The 19,349-nt window shown below is 70.0% G+C and carries 19 protein-coding genes; 10 read left to right on the plus strand and 9 right to left on the minus strand.

Going from position 1 to position 19,349, the window contains the following annotated elements; translation table 11 throughout:
• Nucleotides 1–59 precede the first annotated feature (59 nt).
• The gene (locus QMG86_RS24990; RefSeq protein WP_281875105.1) at nt 60–440 is read left to right on the plus strand and encodes a helix-turn-helix domain-containing protein; all 381 of its coding nucleotides are present in this window, start codon (nt 60–62) and stop codon (nt 438–440) included.
• Here QMG86_RS24990 and QMG86_RS24995 read toward each other — a convergent pair.
• The 4 genes from QMG86_RS24995 to QMG86_RS25010 all read right to left on the minus strand — a co-directional run bounded on the left by QMG86_RS24995 (nt 437) and on the right by QMG86_RS25010 (nt 4,873).
• Entirely contained in the window at nt 437–1,030 is a 594-nt protein-coding gene (locus tag QMG86_RS24995; protein ID WP_159842512.1) for a ClpP family protease, read from the minus strand. The two genes, QMG86_RS24990 and QMG86_RS24995, sit on opposite strands and share 4 nt — an antisense overlap.
• A 370-nt stretch (nt 1,031–1,400) precedes the next feature.
• Nucleotides 1,401–2,006, minus strand: a complete 606-nt coding sequence (locus QMG86_RS25000; RefSeq protein ID WP_159842514.1) for a ClpP family protease — start codon at nt 2,004–2,006, stop codon at nt 1,401–1,403.
• Between the two features lie 325 nt (nt 2,007–2,331).
• On the minus strand, nt 2,332–3,882 hold the full coding sequence (locus QMG86_RS25005; protein ID WP_281875106.1) for a hypothetical protein: 1,551 nt from the start codon (nt 3,880–3,882) through the stop codon (nt 2,332–2,334).
• A 388-nt stretch (nt 3,883–4,270) separates the two neighbouring features.
• The gene (locus QMG86_RS25010) at nt 4,271–4,873 is read right to left on the minus strand and encodes a TetR/AcrR family transcriptional regulator (protein ID WP_281875107.1); all 603 of its coding nucleotides are present in this window, start codon (nt 4,871–4,873) and stop codon (nt 4,271–4,273) included.
• 90 nt (nt 4,874–4,963) lie between these two features.
• Here QMG86_RS25010 and QMG86_RS25015 point away from each other — a divergent pair, with 90 nt between their 5' ends.
• The 3 genes from QMG86_RS25015 (at nt 4,964) to QMG86_RS25025 (ending at nt 7,513) form a co-directional block, all read left to right on the plus strand.
• The gene (locus QMG86_RS25015; RefSeq protein WP_281875109.1) at nt 4,964–6,172 is read left to right on the plus strand and encodes an acyl-CoA dehydrogenase family protein; all 1,209 of its coding nucleotides are present in this window, start codon (nt 4,964–4,966) and stop codon (nt 6,170–6,172) included.
• Entirely contained in the window at nt 6,169–7,224 is a 1,056-nt protein-coding gene (locus QMG86_RS25020; protein ID WP_281875110.1) for a phosphotransferase family protein, read from the plus strand. The genes QMG86_RS25015 and QMG86_RS25020 overlap by 4 nt, the downstream gene beginning before the upstream one ends.
• Before the next feature lie 82 nt (nt 7,225–7,306).
• Nucleotides 7,307–7,513, plus strand: a complete 207-nt coding sequence (locus tag QMG86_RS25025; RefSeq protein ID WP_281875111.1) for a DUF397 domain-containing protein — start codon at nt 7,307–7,309, stop codon at nt 7,511–7,513.
• A gap of 26 nt (nt 7,514–7,539) precedes the next feature.
• Here QMG86_RS25025 and QMG86_RS25030 read toward each other — a convergent pair whose 3' ends face one another.
• On the minus strand, nt 7,540–8,808 hold the full coding sequence (locus QMG86_RS25030) for a lipase family protein (RefSeq protein WP_281875112.1): 1,269 nt from the start codon (nt 8,806–8,808) through the stop codon (nt 7,540–7,542).
• A gap of 115 nt (nt 8,809–8,923) precedes the next feature.
• Nucleotides 8,924–9,592, minus strand: coding sequence for a DUF8176 domain-containing protein (locus QMG86_RS25035; RefSeq protein ID WP_281875113.1), 669 nt, complete (start codon nt 9,590–9,592; stop codon nt 8,924–8,926).
• A gap of 168 nt (nt 9,593–9,760) precedes the next feature.
• Between QMG86_RS25035 and QMG86_RS25040 the strand changes: the two genes are divergently transcribed.
• A complete protein-coding gene (locus QMG86_RS25040) occupies nt 9,761–9,907 on the plus strand; it encodes a heavy metal-binding domain-containing protein (RefSeq protein WP_281875114.1) in 147 nt (48 codons plus the stop codon).
• On the opposite strand, the gene QMG86_RS25045 is transcribed toward QMG86_RS25040, so the two are convergent.
• Nucleotides 9,904–10,713: an APH(3'') family aminoglycoside O-phosphotransferase gene (locus QMG86_RS25045; RefSeq protein ID WP_281875116.1), complete on the minus strand. Its 810-nt coding sequence runs from the start codon at nt 10,711–10,713 to the stop codon at nt 9,904–9,906. The two genes, QMG86_RS25040 and QMG86_RS25045, sit on opposite strands and share 4 nt — an antisense overlap.
• A 136-nt stretch (nt 10,714–10,849) precedes the next feature.
• On the opposite strand from QMG86_RS25045, the gene QMG86_RS25050 reads away from it, so the two are divergent.
• Nucleotides 10,850–11,347, plus strand: a complete 498-nt coding sequence (locus QMG86_RS25050) for a MarR family winged helix-turn-helix transcriptional regulator (RefSeq protein ID WP_281875117.1) — start codon at nt 10,850–10,852, stop codon at nt 11,345–11,347.
• Between the two features lie 9 nt (nt 11,348–11,356).
• Nucleotides 11,357–13,924: an MFS transporter gene (locus QMG86_RS25055; RefSeq protein ID WP_281875118.1), complete on the plus strand. Its 2,568-nt coding sequence runs from the start codon at nt 11,357–11,359 to the stop codon at nt 13,922–13,924.
• Nucleotides 13,925–14,222: 298 nt separating this feature from the next.
• Here QMG86_RS25055 and QMG86_RS25060 read toward each other — a convergent pair whose 3' ends face one another.
• Nucleotides 14,223–15,242, minus strand: coding sequence for a crotonase/enoyl-CoA hydratase family protein (locus QMG86_RS25060; protein WP_281875119.1), 1,020 nt, complete (start codon nt 15,240–15,242; stop codon nt 14,223–14,225).
• A gap of 109 nt (nt 15,243–15,351) precedes the next feature.
• On the opposite strand from QMG86_RS25060, the gene QMG86_RS25065 reads away from it, so the two are divergent.
• Both QMG86_RS25065 and QMG86_RS25070 read left to right on the plus strand, forming a co-directional pair.
• Nucleotides 15,352–15,951: a TetR/AcrR family transcriptional regulator gene (locus tag QMG86_RS25065; RefSeq protein ID WP_281875120.1), complete on the plus strand. Its 600-nt coding sequence runs from the start codon at nt 15,352–15,354 to the stop codon at nt 15,949–15,951.
• Nucleotides 15,952–16,171: 220 nt separating this feature from the next.
• Entirely contained in the window at nt 16,172–17,077 is a 906-nt protein-coding gene (locus QMG86_RS25070; protein WP_434085498.1) for a cutinase family protein, read from the plus strand.
• A gap of 272 nt (nt 17,078–17,349) precedes the next feature.
• Here QMG86_RS25070 and QMG86_RS25075 read toward each other — a convergent pair whose 3' ends face one another.
• Complete coding sequence (locus QMG86_RS25075; protein ID WP_281875121.1) at nt 17,350–17,874, minus strand: Rv3235 family protein; 525 nt, start codon at nt 17,872–17,874, stop codon at nt 17,350–17,352.
• 207 nt (nt 17,875–18,081) lie between these two features.
• On the opposite strand from QMG86_RS25075, the gene QMG86_RS25080 reads away from it, so the two are divergent.
• Nucleotides 18,082–19,305, plus strand: coding sequence for an alpha/beta hydrolase (locus QMG86_RS25080; protein WP_281875122.1), 1,224 nt, complete (start codon nt 18,082–18,084; stop codon nt 19,303–19,305).
• Nucleotides 19,306–19,349: the final 44 nt, after the last annotated feature.

A 19,349-nucleotide genomic window follows, 5' to 3' on the forward strand; every position in this document is an offset into this window, starting at 1 on the left:
TCGTACGCCCAGAGCGTAATGCCGGGCAGACCAGCGATCCGGGACCGTACGCTCTGCTCATGAGCGAGCACCCGAGACTGCACTCGATTCCCGGTGGACGCGACGACCGGCAGCAGGACATGCGGACACCGCCGGAACCCTTGTGGCGCGAGGTGCTCGGCGAACAGTTGCGCACGCTGCGGCAGGACCGCAGCGAGACGCTGGTCGAAACCGCTCGCCGGGCGGGCATTTCCCCGCAGTATCTGTCGGAGGTGGAAAGAGGGCGCAAAGAGCCCTCGAGCGAGATGATCGCCGCCTTGGCCGGCTCCCTCGGCACCACACTGGGCGAACTCACCGGCCAGGTGGCCGACCAGCTGCGGGCCCGGCGCCGGATAGCACTCTTGCGACGGCCTGCGCCACGTTCCGGCACCGGGCCCACGCTGATGGCCCTGGCGGCCTAGTCCCGCCGCCCCAGGACCTGGTCGACGAGGCCGTACTCGACCGCGGCCGACGCGGTGAAGACCCGGTCGCGATCGGTGTCGCGCCGTAGCCGCTCCACCGTTTGCCCGGTGTGCTTGGACAGGATCGACTCGATCTCCGCCCGCATGCGCACCAGTTCGTCGGCCTGCAGGATCAAATCGGGAATCGTGCCCTGCCCGCGCGCGGCGGGTTGGTGCAGCACCACCCTGGCGTGCGGGAGCATGGCGCGGCGGCCGGGTTCGCCGCCCGCCAGCAGCACCGCGCCCACCGCGATCGCCTGCCCGACGCAGGTGGTCTGCACGGGCGACTGAATGTGCTGCATCGTGTCGTACACGGCGAGCATGGACGACAGATCCCCGCCCTCACAGTTGATGTAGAGGTTGATCTCCTGCTCCGGGCTTTCCGACTCCAGGTGCAGCAGCTGCGCGATGAGCGCGTTGGCGACGCCCGAGTCGATCGGCGTGCCGAGGTAGACGATGCGCTCGGCGAGCAGGTGGGAGTAGATGTCGGTGATCCGCTCGCCGCCGCGCGGATGCTGCGCGATCACATTGGGAATGGTGTAGGTACTCATGCTGTGTCCTTTCCGGCATGAGCGGGGCCCTGCGTGGTTACGCTGCGCTGCCGCCTCCGGGCCTGACCGCTCATGCTGTATCCGATTCCGGCATGAGCGGGGCCCTGCGTGGTTACGCTGCGCTGCCGCCTCCGGGCCTGACCGCTCATGCTGTATCCGATTCCGGCATGAGCAGGGCCCTGCGTGGTTACGCTGCGCTGCCGCCTCCGGGCCTGACCGCTCATGCTGCGTCCGATTCCGGCATGAGCAGGGCCCTGCGTGGTCACGCTGCGCTGCCGCCTCCGGGCCTGACCGCTCATGCTGCGTCCGATTCCGGCATGAGCAGGGCCCTGCGTGGTCACGCTGCGCTGCCGCCTCCGGGCCTGACCGCTCATGCCGAGATCCCGATTCGCTGGCGTTGGGGGACGATCTGCCCGAACGAGTCGACGATGTGGTCGACGAAGCCGTACTCCTTGGCCTGCGCCGCGGTGAACCAGCGGTCGTGCAGCGAATCCTCGTAGATTCGGTCGAACGGCTGGCCGGTGTCCTCGGCGATGATTCCGAGCACCGTGTCGACGGTGTAGCGCAGATCGTCGGCTTGGACCTCGACGTCCACGGCGGTGCCGCCGATGCCCGCTGATCCCTGGTGCATCAGCACCCGCGCGTGCGGCAATGCGAAACGCTTGCCTTTGCTCCCTGACGACAAGAGGAATTGCCCCGCACTGCAAGCCAATCCGAGCGCGAGCGTGGAGACCTCGCACGGCACCAGCCGCATCACGTCGCGGATGGCGAGCATCGAGGGAACCGATCCGCCCGGCGAATGGATCCACAGCGAGATACCCGCCTCGGGGTCCTCGGCGGCGAGCGTGAGCAGCTGGGTCATCAGCAGCGTGCCGTTGTCGTCATCGAGCGCGCCGTCGAGCACGACGATGCGGCGGCTGAGCAGTTGCTCGCGCGCCCGCCAGCTGAACATCGGGGTCTTGTCATCGTGAGCCATGGCTCCACGGTGCCGCACCAGCGGCACGAAACCGGCTGTCTGCTGCCGTGGGCAGATCCGCTCTCAGCAGCCGGGCGACCGACGAGCCGGTGCGGCGAGAAGACCGCGCAGCCGCGCCGAATCGCGCCGGGACTGGTGCACTATGCGCATCACGGTAGAAGCCGCGGTGCGGCTCTACGACGCGCTCGCCGACTGGGCGGAATGGGCCGGAACGGCGCCGCTGTCCGAGCCGAAATCCTGAAGCGCCCGGACGATCCGGCCCGAAGAACGACGATGCCCGTCGGCGCGGGGTGCGCTGACGGGCATCGTCGCCGGGAACTGGGCGCTAGGACTCGCGGCCGGCTGTCGAGGCGGAACGCTGCCTGCTGGTGCGGGCGCGGCGGCGTTCGGCCTGCAACTCGGCGAGTTCCTGCTCGAGGATGTCGGCGACGCGGAACGAACCGGTGTCGTAGATGTCCGGCGTGCGGGCCGTCGGCGGCTGCGCGATATCGGGCTTGGGGGCGTCCTTGTCGTTCTTGGGCTCCGGCGTCGGGCTGTCGCTCTTGGCTTCCGCCTGCGGGCGGCGCGTGGCCACCGGGATCTCCGCCGTCGCGACCTCGGTCTCGGCGACCGTGGTGCGGGGCTTGGCCGGGGGCGTCTGCCGGACGACCACCTTCGCTGCGGCGGGCTCGTCGGCGGGCACCCGCGCGGCCGGACGGTCCTCGGACCTGGCGGCCGCGACCGATGCGGGCTCGCTCGCGACGAGCTTCTTCCCGTTGGCCGACGGCGCACTGCCGTTGACGACGCTGTCTTCGACCCGCGTCGACGCGCTGAAGACTTCCATCGCGTCGAGGTCCTCGATCGACTCGGGCAGCAACGGCTTCCGCGGTGCCTCGACCGGCGCCCATTGGGTCTCGGCCTTCGCCACGGCCACGGGCTGCTCCTCGGAAACCTCCGGAGCGCTGTCGGTTTCGACGACCTCGACGGCCTCCTGCTCGACGACCTCCACCGGGGGCGCGGCCACCACGGGCCGCGGTTCGGGGTTCACCTGCTCGTGCGGGATGCCCGGCGCCTCGGGCGCGGCGGGCATCCGGTACCTGGGCAGCGTGAGCCGGATCTGCTCGGCCGGGTCGGGCAGGTCGCGGACCTGCTCGGTGGCCCTGGCGATGGCGAGGCCGTAGCGGGCGCTCGCGGCGTCGTGGATGAGCAGCGCGACGCCGATCATCACCGGCGCGATGGCGTGCACGGCCGCGTCGTACCACGCGCCCGCGCGCAGATAGGGGTAGGTGTTGAGGCTGACGGTCAAGGTCAGCAGGGCCATTTCGGCGGCCGCGACCTGACGGCGGTTGTCCACCACACCCCACTCGGCGACCTTGTTGGTGCCGATCATGATGATGATCAGGCAGACGCTGATCATGCCTTCGAGCAGGTAGCTGAACCAGTACAGCGGATCGGTCGCGCCACCGGGAGCGATGTTGTGCTGGACGTTGACCGCCGACCACAACATGCCAGCCGCGACGACGCCCGCCAGCGCGCGCAGCGACCAGGACCGATGCCGGTAGAGCGAGGCCAGCTTCGCGTGCGGGCTGGATTCGCGCCGTTGCGCGGCAATCGCCTTGCGGGCGAGCAAAAGGTCTCGCATGTCGGCCTTCTCGATCGCTTCGGTGGTCTGCCTGGCGCGGTCGGACGCCGCGGCGGCCGCCTGCGCCTCTTTCCAGCGCTGTCCACGCTCCTGGGTGCGAATCCGTTCGGCGAGCTCACGTTCGGCATACAGTTCGTCCTCCGACAGCGCCTCGGTGAGCGCGGGATCGAACTGGTAGGCGAGCCGTCCACGGGCCTTCTCGACCCGCCTCGCCAGCTGTGTAACCTCGTCCTCGATGGGATGTTCGATGACCATCAGCGCTCCCCGCACGGGAGAGTCGATGGCAGACAAGTGATCACGAATGGCAACGGCACGTCTCATTCATAGTCGATCCACCGCTACTGGCGAAACTGTTCATTTGCCATCTCGCAAAACTATTCGGCGCGCCGCGGACGACACACGCGCCGCGAGGTGATTCCCCGCGCGTCGCAGGCATTTCCCCTCCTACCGCGCAGCAGACCATTGATCGCTCTATGCTGGAGTGGCGCGCTCTCCCTTCGCGGCGGCGCGTGCGCTCCCGCAGCGCGTTCGGATACGCCGGTGCTGTCGAGATTCGCCCCTCGGCGGCACCGGGCCCGCCCACACCCCCGGGCCGCGATCATCGCGGCGTGCCGCGCCGGATCCGCGAACAGCTCTCCGTCACTCACCGGTGCCCGGCCGCGCGTTCGGCGTCCACCGAGTCGAGCACCCGGGACAACATGTCGAACAGCAGCCGGTCCAGCCCGTCCTGGTCGACGTCGTCGCGGGACAGCCACTGCACGGTGAGGTCCTCGGCCATCGCCCACCACGAACGCACCACCAGGCGCTCGGCGGTCGAGCGCGCGGGCCGGCCCAGAGCGGCGAACACCCGATCGGTCAGTTCGTCGTGCATCCGCTCCATGATCGACTCGAGCACCGGGTCCTGCCCCGCGGCGCGGAGCAGCCCCACCAGTGGTCCGCTGCGCCTGCGCATGTAGCCCACGAAGTTGGCGATCATCGACGCGAGCGGGTCCGCCGCGTCCGGATCGGGGCCGGTGGCGCGCAGGAATCGCTGCGACGCGGCGTGCACGAGTTGCGCGTAGTAGTCCTGCTTGGTCGGGAAGTAGTGGAACAGCAACCCGCGCGAGATGCCCGCCTCCTGCGCGACCGCGTCGACGGTGATCTGGTGCCAGGGGCGATCGATCAGCATGCCCAGACCGATGCCGATCAGTTGTCTGCGCCGGTCGTCCGCCGAGCGGCGGCCGCCCGCCACGGCAACCTCGGTCATCCACCCTCCTCTATTGAGCAATGCTCAACAATATGCTACCAATGACCCGACCGGAAGTTGAGCAATGCTCAGCGAGCCTCGAGGATGGGTATGGACTTCACACATTCCGACCGAGCCGTCCGTCTCACCGATCAGGTGCGGCAGTTCGTGCGCGACGAGATCGAGCCGCGCGACGAGGAGCACGCGGCTGCCTTGCGGGAATCGCCCTGGGCGGTCCCCCCGGTGGTCGAAGAGCTCAAGCAGAAGGCGCGGGCGGCGGGTCTGTGGAACCTCTTCCTCCCCGATCCCGAGCTCGGCGCGGGGCTGAGCAACGTCGACTACGCCCCGATGGCCGAGGCGATGGGCGGCTCCGGATGGGCGCCGGAAGTGTTCAACTGCAACGCGCCCGACACCGGCAACGCCGAGGTGCTGCTGCACTACGGCAGCACCGAGCAGCGGCAGCAGTGGCTGCGGCCGCTGCTGGACGGCACGATCCGCTCGGCCTTCTGCATGACCGAACCCGAGGTCGCCTCCTCGGACGCGACCAACATGGCCGCGACCGCCGTGGTGGACGGCGAGGAGATCGTGCTCAACGGCCGCAAGTGGTGGAGCACCGGCATCGGCCATCCGAACTGCAAGTTCGTCATCTTCATGGGCCTGACCGCCCCGGAGGCACACCCCTATCAGCGGCACTCCATGGTGCTGGTCCCGCTGGACACGCCCGGCGTGCGGATCGAACGGATGCTCACCACCTTCGGCTACCTGGACGAACCCTTCGGCCACGGCGAGGTCACCTTCACCGACGTGCGCCTTCCGCTGGACGCCGTGATCGCCGGGCCGGGACGCGGCTTCGAGATCGCCCAGGGCCGCCTCGGCCCCGGCCGCATCCATCACTGCATGCGTGCCATCGGCCTGGCCGAGCGGGCACTGGAACTGGCCTGCCGTCGCGCCCTGTCCCGCACGGCGTTCGGCAAGCCGCTGGCCAATCTCGGCGGGAACCGCGAGCGCATCGCCAACGCGCGCGTCGCGATCGATCAGGCGCGGTTGCTCGTCCTGCACACCGCCTGGTTGCTGGACACCAAGGGCCTCGCCGGCGCGCGCAGCGAGGTCTCCCAGATCAAGGCGGTCGTGCCGAGGATGACCCAAGAAGTGCTCGACATGGCGATCCAATTGCACGGCGGCGCCGGGCTTTCCGACGATTTCCCGTTGGCGCGCGCGTTCGCCGGCATTCGCTCGCTGCGCTTCGCCGACGGCCCCGACGAGGTGCACCTGGGCGTGATCGCCCGCCAGGAGCTGCGCAAATACGGAACCGACCGGTGAACGCTCCGGACGCCGCCGCGGTCCGCGCGGAGGACGCCTTCGACGTCGCCGCGATGCACGCCTGGCTCGCCGAGCGGGTACCGGGTCTGAGCGAGCCGCCCGAGGTGCGCCAGTTCTCCGGAGGTGCGTCGAATCTGACGTATCTGCTGCGCTACCCGGATCGCGACCTGATCCTGCGCCGCCCGCCGGGTGGCACCAAAGCGGCATCCGCGCACGACATGGGCCGGGAGTTCCTGGTGCAGCAGCGGCTGCGTCCGCACTATCGCTACGTGCCGCGGATGGTGGCCCGGTGCGCCGATCCGGAGGTGATCGGCAGCGAGTTCTACGTGATGGAACGGGTGGCGGGCACGATCCTGCGGGGCGATCTGCCCGAGGGCACCAGCCTGTCCCCGGACCAGGCGCGACGCCTGTCCACCGCGGCGTTCGACTGCCTGATCGAATTGCACCAGGTGGACCCCGTCGCCGCCGGGCTCACCGAGATCGGGCGGGGCGCGGGCTATGTGGGCCGTCAGGTCGCGGGCTGGTCGCGGCGCTTCGTGAACGCCCGCACCGACAACGTGGGCGATTTCGCCGCGGTGATGACCTGGCTGGACGCCAACCAGCCCGCGGACGTCGCCACCACCGTCATCCACAACGACTTCCGTCTGGACAATCTGGTGCTGGACCCGTCGGGCTCGGGCGCGATCGTCGGCGTGCTCGATTGGGAGATGGCGACGCTGGGCGATCCGCTGATGGATCTCGGTGGTGCGCTGGCCTACTGGGTGCAGGCGGACGACGACGAGGTCATGCGGGCCTCCCGCCGTCAGCCCAGTCACCTGCCCGGCATGCTGACCCGCGCGCAGATCGTCGAACACTATTGCGCGCGCACCGGACGTTCGGCCGAGAACTGGCCGTTCTATGAGGTCTTCGGGTTGTTCCGCCTCGCCGTCATCGCCCAGCAGATCTACTACCGCTACCACCACGGACAGACCACGAATCCGGCGTTCAAGGACTTCTGGATGCTGATCAACTATTTGGAGTGGCGCTGCCGGAAGGTCGCCGGGCTGACCTGAGATTCGTTCTGGATACGCCGCCGGATTTCCTCCACCGACCGCTGGCCGGTGGACCGTTCACCCTGCTGAGTTTCGATGAGCAGTGGAGGCTGATCTTTCCGACGCCAGGTGGTACAAGAGCAGCCATAGCGGCGGCGGCAACGACTGTGTGGAGGTCGCGCACCTCGACGGGGAAATGACCGGCGTGCGGGACTCCAAGAACCCGACATGTGCGGCGCTGGTCTGCACGCCCGGCCAGTGGGATGCGTTCACCGCCGTTGTCGCGGATGGCGCGTTCGACCGCCCGTAGTCGCGTAGCCCGGCATCGACCGCTTGTCATCGCCCGAGCGCGATGGAACCGACGTCGGTCGTGGTGCAGTGGTTCTGCACCGGCACTCCGGCGAACCGTTCGCGCAGCCAGGCGATCACGCTGCTCTCGGCGAGCGTATTGAGAGTCAGGTGTTCGCTCGAATGGTCGCGGATATAGGTGACTCGGGCGGATGGGTCCCGGCAGTAGGCGGAGGCGAGCGCGTCGGCCGGGCCGATGGGGACGAGCCAGTCGGCGGCCGCGTGGTAGAGGAAGACCGGGGCGTCGGGGACCGACTTGCCCATCCTGGTGCGGTCGAAAACCGCGCGCAGCACCGGCGTGTGCAGTAGGCCGCCCTGCACCAGGCTGTCGATGTCGAGGAAGGGTTCCGTGACGGCTTGATGCAGCACGCAGCTGCGGTCCTTCGCGGCCAGCAACTGACGGCCGCGCGGTGTCGCGTTCGCCCGCAGGTAAGCGTCGAGTTCCGGCTCCTCCCGCGCGAGGCCGATGACAGCGGCCGCGACCAGCCCAGCGCCCGGGCCCCGGTTCGCCTCGCGCGACAGGACCTCGAGGTCGACGTCGGTGCCGCCGGAGACCACGCCGACGACGTTCAGCTCCGGCGCGTAGGCGCTGCGCAGTTCCGCGCCGTGCAGTGTGGGAATCGAGCCCCCGGAATATCCCCACATCGCCACCTCGGTGTCGGCTCCCGGCAGTTGCAGCGGACCGAAGCGCTCCGCGGCGCGAATGCCGTCCAGCGCGATCCGTGCGGCCAGCGGGCCATGGGCGAACGCCGCGTTCGGCCCTTGATGATCCGGCACCACGACCGTCCAGCCCTGCGCCAACAGCGCCGGGGCACTGCGCAGCGGATCGATCTGCCCGTCGAGCACACCGGCCTGCACCGACCGGCGCACCGTGTAGGACGGTGCGCAGAACAGTCCGGTGGAATCCTCAGCGGCGTGCAGGGATACCAATTTGCTGTTCGAGGCAGCGGGTTTCAGCAGCGTCGCGACGGCGGCGAGGGGCTGGTCGGCGCTGTCGCCGGACCGGTAGGAGAGCTGCCAGGCCTCGGCGTCCAGCGCCGCGAGCTGATTCGCGATGACGACCGGCCGCGCGGCAAGGATCTCGCCGGGCCGCTTGGCGGCGACCAGCTCGGCGGGCGGCCGGTAGAAGGGGTCCTGCTCGGGCGGCAGGGGCTCCCCCGCCGCCGGAATCTCCGGCTCGGCCGGAGCAGGCGCGCACGGCATGAGCAGCACCGAAAGAGCCGTTGCGACAACCACGCAGCCCCGTGCGAACACCACCGACGACCTCCCCTGGAATCGACCGCTTATGCAGAGCATTTCGCGCCGATCGACCGCCCCGGCAGTGGCATCGTAGCGAAAGTCCGGGCGCCCGAGCGGCGAGTTCGGCGCTCCTTCAGTTCGGTGGGGCGATCTTGACGATGGCGGCTTCGTCGTCGGTGGTGGCCACGGTGACGAACTGGCGGTAGGTGCGATTGGCGGAATCGGGGCGCAGCTCGGTGATGACCACGTCGTAGCGTCCGTCGAGCATGGGGGTGATCATGACGCAGTGTTGCGTCCCCGTGGGGACGGAGGCGATGCCCGCGTCGATCACCGCGACCGGCGGCACCGCGGCGTCCGGCACCGTCAGCGACCGCGCGACCGCGCCCGACCGGGTCACGTAGTAGGCGTGCTGGAAGGCCAGGATCACGTCCGGCCCCGAGGCGGTCGAACCGGTTCCGTTGCCGCGCACCAGCTGTGCGCCGCGCGTCGGCTCGCAGCCGGGACCGCCGCCCAGCACCGGGTCCGCCACCGTGGCCGATTGCCGCGGCGCCGAGGCCGCGTCCGTGTAGACCAGCACCAGCGCGGCGGCGGCGAGCGAGGCGGCCAGCCCGGCGCCCCCGACCAGCCATGCCCGGCGTGCGCCGCGCCGGGCGCGACGCCGAGCGCGGACCGCGCGATGCCGGTCCCGTGGTGGCGGCGGGTCCTGGGCGGAGATCATCCCCGGCCAGGTGGGCACGCGTCCGACCCGGACCTGGCCCCGGCGGGCGCGTCGGCCGCCGGGCTCGGACGTGTTCGACGACATGATCTCGCCGCACCCCCTTTTACCGGTGCCTACTCGGCCACCGTGGGTTCCCTCTCAATGCCGTTGCGCAATAACAACATTGCATATCTCACCGGATTCTGTCGGTCGAATGCTCAACAGGCAAGGCCGAACCCCGGCGCGGCGACGCCAGGAGCACGGGTTAGCGGCGTGTCCGGACCGGGTGGTCGGTGCGGTTCCGGGCCGGCCGCGCTCATCGCGATGCGCTTCGACTGCAACGAGATCGCGGGCACCATGAGCGAGGTGGCGGCCTACGGCACCGCCGGGCTGATCAAACCTGTGACGCAGCCGAGCTAGCCCCAGGTGAGCGGATCCAGATGGAGGAAGAACCGCTGACGCGCGGCGTCCAGCTCGATGCCGTATCGATCGGCGAAGACGCGGTCGGCGTCTTCGGCGCGCCGCTCGTCCTGCCATGATTCCCTGGCATTGGCCAGCAGCAGCGCGATATCGGCGTACGGGTCGGCGACGCCGAGACGCCCGAGGTCGACGAATCCGGCGACAGTGTGCGTGTCCGGATCGAGAATGATGTTGGGCAGGCACAGATCGCCGTGGCACACCACGGCTTCGGCGGATTCCTGCGTCATCCGCTGTCCCAATTCGGTGGCCAGCCGGGTGAGCAAGACAGTGGGCGGAGTGTCCTGCTGTTCCTCCGGGAGGAACTCGGTGTGGACCGCGCCGCGCACCACCACGTCCTGGGCGATCGCGAACATCCGCGCCAGGCCGCGGTCGAACGGGCATTCCTCGGCGGGCAGATCGTGCAGGCGGCGCACCGTGTCCGCGATGGACGCCCATGCACCGGAAAGTGTCCGCACGGGAACAGCGTCCGCGGCGACGCCCGGGACGGCGCTGGTGACCAAGCAGGCGCCGCCGGCGTCGGTCCGCCAGTCCAGCACGCGGGGGCCGGGGATATCGTGGCCGTCCAGCCAGGCCACCTTGTCCCGTTCCAGCGCGAGGTCGGCGGCCTGGCCGGGGTCGACACACTTGGCGTAGCGCGAACCGTCGGCAGACCGGAACACCTCGGCGCCGGACTCCCCGGTGCCGACCGGTTCCCATCGGCAGTCGTTCGGCAGGGCGGCGTGGAAGCGAACAAGCGACTCGGACACGCCATCGACGGTAGCAACGCAACCCGCGCGCGACCCACCGTTGCAGACCGCGGGCAACCCGGATGTATAGTTGCCAAAAGCAACTAGTTGTACTTGCTAATCAAATCTGCCGGTGGGGAACGTCGAGGTGAGTGTCATGTCCGCAACCGCTCGCGAGCGCCAGGTCACCGCGACCGAACTCGCGGCCGCCGACGCACTCGGTCAGCGGCTGGTCCGGTTCATGCGCGCGGTCAACCGGGCGAAGTGGCTGCCGGCCCGGCCCGGTCCACACGGACTGGAGCGACTCGCCTACTCCGTGCTGTTCTGCCTGGTGCACGAGGGGCCGCAGCGCGCGGGCAGGCTCGCCGAATTGCTGCACGCCGAGGCGTCCACCATCAGCAGACAGAGCAGATCCCTTGTGGCGCACGGCCTGGTGGAACGCCGGACCGACCCGGTCGACGGCCGCGCGTGCGTGCTGGCGGCCACCGCGGAAGGCGTACGCGTCTTCGAGGAGAACCGGGCGCTGCGCAACCGGTGGCTGGCCGACATCCTGGCCGACTGGCCCGCATCGGACCGCGACACCCTCACCACACTGCTCGACCGGCTCACCGCAGGAATAGAGACCACTCCCCGACACCCAGCCGATCCGAAATAGGGCTCATCCATGACGACTTCCACCACCCGGGCTCCGCGGAACCCGGACGCAGGCGCGGACACGTCACTGTCGCACCGGCAGATCCTGACCATCCTGTCCGGCCTGCTGCTCGGCATGTTCCTGGCCGCGCTCGACCAGAACATCGTCAGCGTCGCGATTGTCAAGATCGCCAACAGCTTGCACGGCTTCGACGAACAGGCATGGGCGACCACCGCTTACCTGATCACCGCGACGATCACCACGCCGCTGTACGGCAAGCTGGCCGACATCTACGGCCGTAAGCCGTTCTACCTCACGGCGATCGGCCTGTTCGTCATCGGCTCGGTGGCGTGCACGTTCGCGGGCTCGATGTATCAGCTCGCCGCCTTCCGCGCCTTCCAGGGTCTGGGCGCGGGCGGGCTGATGTCGTTGGCGTTCACCATCATCGGTGACATCGTCCCGGTCCGGGAACGGGTGCGGTACCAGGGCTATTTCATGATGGTGTTCGGCACCGCGACGGTGCTCGGCCCGGTGCTGGGCGGCTTCTTCTCCGACTACGAAGAACTCGGCGGCATCGAAGGCTGGCGGTGGGTGTTCCTGGTGAACGTCCCGGTCGGCCTACTGGCCCTGCTCGTGGTGGCCAAGGTGCTCAACGTGCCGCACCAGCGCCAGCAGCACCGCATCGACTGGTTCGGCGCGCTGACGCTGACGATCTGCGTGGTGCCGCTGCTGATCGTCGCCGAACAGGGACGCCACTGGGGCTGGTCGTCGGACAAGTCGCTGCTCTGCTACGGCATCGGCGCGGCGGGCCTGGTGCTGTTCGTGCTGGTCGAGTTCCTGATGAAGGACTCCGCGCTGATTCCCCTGCGGCTGTTCAAGAACTCGACCTTCAGCGTCACCATCGCGGGCGGCTTCATCGTCGGTGTGGCGATGTTCGGCGCGATCACCATGGTTCCGCAGTACTTCCAGGTCGTGCGCGGCTACTCCCCGACGAAGGCAGGCCTGCTCATGTTGCCGCTGGTGCTGGGCATCACGGTCGGCTCGCAGGCGGCCGGGCGGATCACCAAGCGGACGGGACGCTACAAGATCCTGCCGGTGGCGGGCACGTTCATCGTCGCCGTCGGCGCGGCCCTGTACGCGCAGGTGGAATACGACAGCCCGCTGTGGCAGCCGCTGGCGATCGGCGCGGTGATCGGTCTCGGGCTCGGCTGTTGCATGCAGACGCTGATCATCGCCGCGCAGAACGCCGGACCGCGCTCGGACATGGGCGTTTCCACCGCGTCGGCCACGTTCTTCCGGCAGATGGGCGGCACGCTGGGCGTCGCGGTGTTCCTGACCATCCTGTTCAACCTGCTACCGCACCGGATCATCGACGCGTTCGGCGGCGCGCTGCCGCCCGGGTTCGGCGCCGACCAGCTCAGCGGCATGCAGTCGAACACCAGCGGCATCGCCGCGCTCCCCGACGCGCTGAAGGTGCCGATCCTCACCGGCTTCACCGACTCCATGCACGGCGTCTTCTACGCGGCGGCCGGGGTCGCGCTGCTGGCCTGCGTGGTGCTCATGTTCATGAAGGAGATTCCGCTACAGGACGTTCCGGCGCCCACCGCGCAGGCGCCGGTCGACGAGACCGAAGCCGCCGAGTCGCACTGGGAGGCGGATCAGGTCTGGGAGGGCGCCGCGCAGGCGCTCTCGGAGCCGGAACCGGTACTCGCCGCGGCCGCGGGCGGTTACGCCTCGAGCGATCCCGCAGGTAACGGCGCCTACCGGCGCGAGCCCCGGGCGAGCTTCGACGGCGCCGAGCACGACGGCCGTTCCCTCGGCGGCTACGTGCACCGCGAGGACGGCAGGCCCGTGCCCGCCGCCGCGCTGACGCTGATCGACCAGCATGGGCGGCAAGCCGCGCGGACCAGCGGCGGCGCGGACGGCGGTTATCTCGTCACCGCGCCCGACGCGGGCAATTACGTGCTGATCGTGTCGGCCGCGGGCCATCAGCCCGCCGCGGTCAACGTGACCGTGGGCGACCGGCCGCAGCAATTCGACGTCACCCTGCTCGGCTCCGGCGAAGTGTCCGGCGTGGTCCGATCGAGCACCCTCGGCGAGCCGCTGCCCGGCGCCACCGTCACGCTGACCGACCTGGACGGCGAGGTCGTCGGATCCGCGACCGCGGCGGCCGACGGCGCCTACGTATGCCACGGCGTGGTGCCGGGCACGTACACGGTCGTGGCGGTCGCCGAGCACATGCGTCCCAGCGCGGCCGCGCTCACCGTGCCGGACAGCGGGCTGCTGCGGCACGACATCGAGCTCACGCCGATGGCGGTGCTGGCCGGGTCGGCGTGGTCGGACGGCGGCCGGGCGATCGCGGACGTGCAGATCAGTGTGCTCGACGCGGCGGGCGCTCTGACGGCCACCACGCGCACCGACGAGAACGGCCGTTACGTCGTCGCGGATCTCGCCGAAGGCGACTACACGGTCGTGGCGCGCGGCTACCCGGCGGTGACCAGCCGGGTCACGGTGAGCGGGGGCGAGGTCGCCCACGACGTGCGGCTGAGCTACGAACTCTCGGACGAGGCGACCGAGAACATTCCGCCGACCCGCTGACGGGTCCCGGAACGCTCGCCAGGGGCGGTGGTGCGAACACCACCGCCCCTGGCCGTTTCCCGGCCACGGCTGATCGACGGAATGCGCGACGGCGCAATCCACGCCACAGGAACGCGAACGGTGACGTCGGCCCGGTCGGCGACACACCCGCATGCCGAATGCCCCCGTGAGGCGCAGTCGCTCCGCAGCCCGAGCCCACCCCAGAGCTGCGGTGTGTCCGTTGGCTCCTGCGCGGACCCTGACCCATCGGCAGTCCTCGCGAGGTCGTGGACAATTCCCCGCGCCCCTCAACCGTGGTTCACTCCTCCGCCCGAGGTCGCTTGTGATCGCCGAACGGTTCGTCGCGCTCCCGGACTGCCTCGCGGAAACCCGCGGTGGCGGCTCGCGTCTGGAAGTCGTAGCCCTCTCGGGTGTGCCGGGCGATGCCGTCGAAAACCGTGCTGATCATGCCCGAGTTGGCCACGCCCTGGGCGTACAGCGCCGAGTTGAGCGCCAGCTTCGCCATCATCAGCTGGTTGACCGGCATGCGCGCGATCCGCGCGACGAATTCCTCGGTGCGGGCATCGAGTTCGTCGGCGGGCCACGATTCGATCGCCAGTCCCCATTCCACCGCCTGCTTTCCGGTGAGACAGTCGCCGGTGAACAGCAGGCGCTTGGCGCGCTGGTCACCGAGGCGATGCGCCCACATGCCCGCCGCGGGGACACCCCAGACCCGGGTGGGCGGGTAGCCGATCTTGGTGTCGTCGGCGCAGATGATCTGGTCGGCGAACAGGGCGATGTCGCTGCCGCCCGCAACGGCGAAACCGTGCAGTTTGGCCACGGTGGGCTTGTTCGCCTGCATCAGGCTGGCGAAACCCCGGTTGAACCGGCTCATCATCGCGTAGTCGATCATCGGGTCCCAGGTCCGCGCCGGATCGTGATTGCGGCCTTGCACCACCGGATCGATGACCGTCCCCGCCACGTCGCCGGAGCCGCCCGCGACCGCGAAACTCTGCTCGGCGAACATGCTCAGGTCGTATCCGCCGCAGAAGCCCTTGCCGCGCCCGGACAACAGGATCACGTGCACGCGCGGATCCAGGTCCGCGCGTTCGACCGCGTGCGCCAGATCGAGCGGGGTGTCGGGGGTGATCGCGTTGCCCTTCTCCGGCCGGTCGAAGGTGATGCGCGCGATGCGGCCGTCCCGCTCGTAGGTCAGTGTCCGGTACTCGCGCGTGTCGTCCGGGGCGGGGCGTCCGGTCCACGGTGAGTCCGGCGTCTCGGTCCACCCGCGATACCACGCGCCCGCGCCGCCACCGGCCTGGATGTCACTGTCGGTCATCGCTTTCCCTTCGACGCTGGTCCGGAACCCGGTCTCCGCAGTCTGGCGCACCGACCATTTGACAGTCAATATTGACTGTGAAAATGTGGCGCCGACGGGAGGAGCCGGAATGGCCGGAGTGCGCGAGGAGCGGAAACGAGCGACCCGTGTCCGCATTCTCGACGCCGCCGCCGATCTGCTGGCCGAACACGGCTACCGCGAGCTGTCGACCCTGTCGGTGCAGCGCGCGGCGGGTGTCAGCCGGGGGGCGCTGTTGCATCACTTCCCGACACTGGGCGCGTTGATCGGCGAACTGGTCGGGCATCTGGTAGCACGCAACGAGGCGGCCGTCCGCGAGGCCGCCGCCGGGCTCGACCACGGAGCCGATCCCGTGCTGCGCGCCCTGACCGCCCTCTACGAGTCGATGGCGCGACCGGCGGCGCAAGCCGAGTTCGAGTTGTGGGCGGCGGCGCGGACCGATCCGGCGCTCGCCGAGGCGTTGCGGACGGCCGAACGAAACGCCGGGCGGGACCTGCGGCGCGTGGTGGACGCGCTGTTCGGTCCGGACGTCGTCGCCCATCCGCGCTATCCGGACGTCCGCGACCTCACCATCGCGATACTGCGCGGCACCGCGATATCGCGCCCGCTGCGAAGCTCCGAACGCGCCGCTACGGCAACCATCGACCGATGGGCGGAGGCCATGACAGTTCTTCTCGCGCAGAACTCCTAGCAATCGACAGGCGTCGGCGTAGCCGAATCGACTGTGATACGTGTCACTTCCATCGCAGATTGTGCCGTCTCCCACACTGTCGTTATCCTGGCTGCACTTTGAGACCATCGAGTCTCAATGCAGCCTTCGACGGGGCCGGGTTCGACCACCGCACGGCGCCGGCGGAGGCCGATCCTGCCGGGGAGCGCCTGCGGCGCCTGTATCACCAGGAGCAAACGCCATGCGATCGAAGTGGATCTCTGCGGCCATCGGTTTCACGGCGATGGCGCTGTCATGCGTAGGACCGGGCAGCGGGCCCGCCGTCGCCGCACCGGATTGCCCGAGCATGTACGTCGTGGCGATCCCAGGAACATGGGAGACCACCGACCGGCCGGACGAGCGCCCCGGCCCCGGAATGCTGGCCGGAGTCACCAGCGGACTGCCGTCCTCGGTCCGGGTGGACTACGTCAGCTACGCGGCCACGGCCTTCCCGTGGGAGAGCGAAGTTTACGGCGCCTCGAAGCGGGAGGCCGTGGACAACGCGCGCGGCATGATCGGCGCGATGGCCAGGGAGTGCGGCGCGACCAAGATCGCACTGCTCGGCTACAGCCAGGGCGCGGACGCCGCCGGTGATCTCGCCGCCGAGATCGGCACCGGGATCGGCGTCGTGCCGCCGCACCGGATCGCCGCGGTCGGGCTCATCTCCGACCCGCGCCGCTCCCCCACCGACGCGCTCGTCGGTCCGGCGGTGGGCGGCGCGGGCGCGGGCGGTCCCCGCATCGGCGGCTTCGGCTTCGTCACCCCGCAGACCCGCACCATCTGCGCGATCGGCGATCTGTACTGCTCCACGGCCTCCGACGATTTCATCACCCGCTTCGCCGGTTTCCTGGCCCAGACCTCCCACCCCGACCCGGCCAATCTCTGGCGCTACCAGCTCGAAATGGGCGCCATCGTCGGCGATCTGATGTCCAACGGCGGCATCCCCGTGTTGCAGAGCCAGCTGTCGGAATCGGCCAACCAGGAACGGGCCCGGCTGCTGGACGAGTTCTACCGCTCCGAAGCGCACACCGCCTACGGCAGCTATCCCGTCGGCGGCGGAGCGACCGCGCTGTCGTGGATGCGCGACTGGCTGGCGTCACTGGCCTGAGTCGGCCACCCCCAACCCGTGCCGCTCACCTCGCACGACTGGACGCGGGCGAGGATGACCTCAACGCGCTGCGCACGGTCCTCGGCCAGTCCGGCATCGGGGCGCGCCAGTCCAAGCAGCTGGGTTCGTCCGCCGCGCCCCGGCGCACCGTCCCCGAGCATGGGCGGCCGACCCGAGCCCGTCGCAGCAGCCCGGCAGTCGGGACAGTCGGCGAGATGACTGGCACCGACCTGAGCGGTATACCGCCTGCGCCGAAGACAGCACGCACCGCGTCACCGGAGGCGCAGCGCCGTCAGCCGCCAGCCCGCCGAGCGGGTTCGCACGATGCGTGCCGCCAACGCGAAACGGCGCGCGCCCCGGCCGTAGGTGGCGAAGACCTCGGCGGTCTTGTCGTCCACCAGGACCACGCTCACCCGGATCGGCGCCGCGACGCCGAGAGTGCGGCCGGGCACGAGATCGGCCCCGATCAACGTGCGCACCGCGGCGACGACCGTGGCGTCGGCCACAGTCGCCAGGTGCGGCAGGGGTCTCCTGCGGTCGAGCACTTCGAGGACGATCCGCACCGCCGACTCGGCGAACCGGCGCGCCGCGGAGCGTGTTTCGTCCCCCGCGGGTGCGGTGGATGGATGACTGCGACGTACCACGCCGCGTATCCCGGCACTCGACCGGCCGGAAGCCGCGTGCGGCCGGGTGCGGCACGGCAACGCCCGAGCGGGTGCCGGATCGGCGCGCCTGCGGCTGTCCAACGGCGGCTCCGGATTCGGCGCAGGCGTCAACCAATCCTGATAACCAGTCATGCACATCCCTTCGAAATCCGGTGGCCAGAGCCCTGTGCTGACCGATTCTGCGGACGCGCCGCCGGAAGTCGCGGGTAGTCGGCTACCTGATTCCGTCCGGACGTGCCGCCACCGGAATCGGGCGGGCACGAAGTCCGACCTATGTTGGAGGCGGCGAGCTTCGGCCGGGCAGCGGAGACCTGGATGACCGACGAGCGAGGAGCGGATATGACCGTGCCCGGAAAGTCCGCGACCCCGCGTCGCGTCGCCCGCGCCGGGCTGCTCGCGCTCGCCGGCGCGCTCGCCGCGTATCTCGCCCTCGGCCAACTGCTCGCGGTCCTGCCGGTTTCCTGGACGATGCCGTTGCTGCGCAACGCGTTCGTCCAGTCGGCCGTGCTCTTGCTCGGCGCGGTCCGGGACGCGCTCGGCTCGTGGAACATGGTGCTGGCGGTGATCGCGACCGGGCTCGCGGTGACGGCGTTGCGCTCGGGGAAGCGTGGACGGCGCTCGGCGGGCGCGGTGACCGGCGTGTCCGCCGCCGGTCTGGTCCTGTCCGTCGTGACCAGCGCGACGCTGGTGTTCGCGGGGCGCGACGCGGCGGGCGTCTGGATTCCGTTCGCCCCGGCCGTCCCGTTCAGCACCGTCGGCGATGCTCCTGCCGAGACCGTCACCTACGCGACCGTCGACGGGCAACCCATCCAGGCGGATCTGTACCTGCCCGCGCCGGGGCCGGTACCGGCGCCGCTGGTGGTGAGCATCCACGGCGGCGCGTTCGTCGGGGGCAGTCGCGGCACCGACGCCTACACGAGCTGGCTGGCCGGCAACGGATACGCCGTGCTCGACGTGGACTACCGCCTCTCCGGCGCGGCCGACCACCGCTGGGACACCGCGGACGCCGACATCGCGTGCGCGCTGACCTGGGCCGCCGCGAACGCGCAGCGGTACCACTGGGATATGCGCCGGGTCGCCACGTTCGGCGAATCGGCGGGCGGCAATCTGGCCGTCAACGTCGCGAACAAGAGCAACGCGGGCGCCCTGCGGCCCAGCTGCGGCAGCGCCGCGGAGCTGCCGAAAGTGCGCGCGGCGATCGCGCTGTACCCGGCGGTGGACCTGGCCGCGTCGGGCACGGAGACCGCGCTCGGCGTCGACGCGGCCCGGCAATACCTCGGCGGAACGCCCGAACAGTATCCCGCCCGCTACGCCGCGACGAGCTCCGCTCCGCACGTCACCGTCGACTCCCCGCCCACCTTGCTGGTCCAGGGAGCGAGTGATCACCTCGTGCTCGCCGAGCACACCGCGGCCTACGCCACCGCGCTCGAGACCGCGGGCGTCCCGCAGCGCTACGTCGAGCTGCCCTTCCTGGAGCACGCCTTCGGCACCACCGAATTGGACACCGGCGCGCAGGTCACCCGCGAACTCACCCGCACCTGGCTGGCGGAGTACCTGACGTAACCGACGCCACATCGCCGCGCCGGGAATACCCGCGTGCCCCATCC

The organism is Nocardia sputorum, from assembly GCF_027924405.1.
GTDB classification, from domain to species: Bacteria; Actinomycetota; Actinomycetes; order Mycobacteriales; family Mycobacteriaceae; genus Nocardia; species Nocardia sputorum.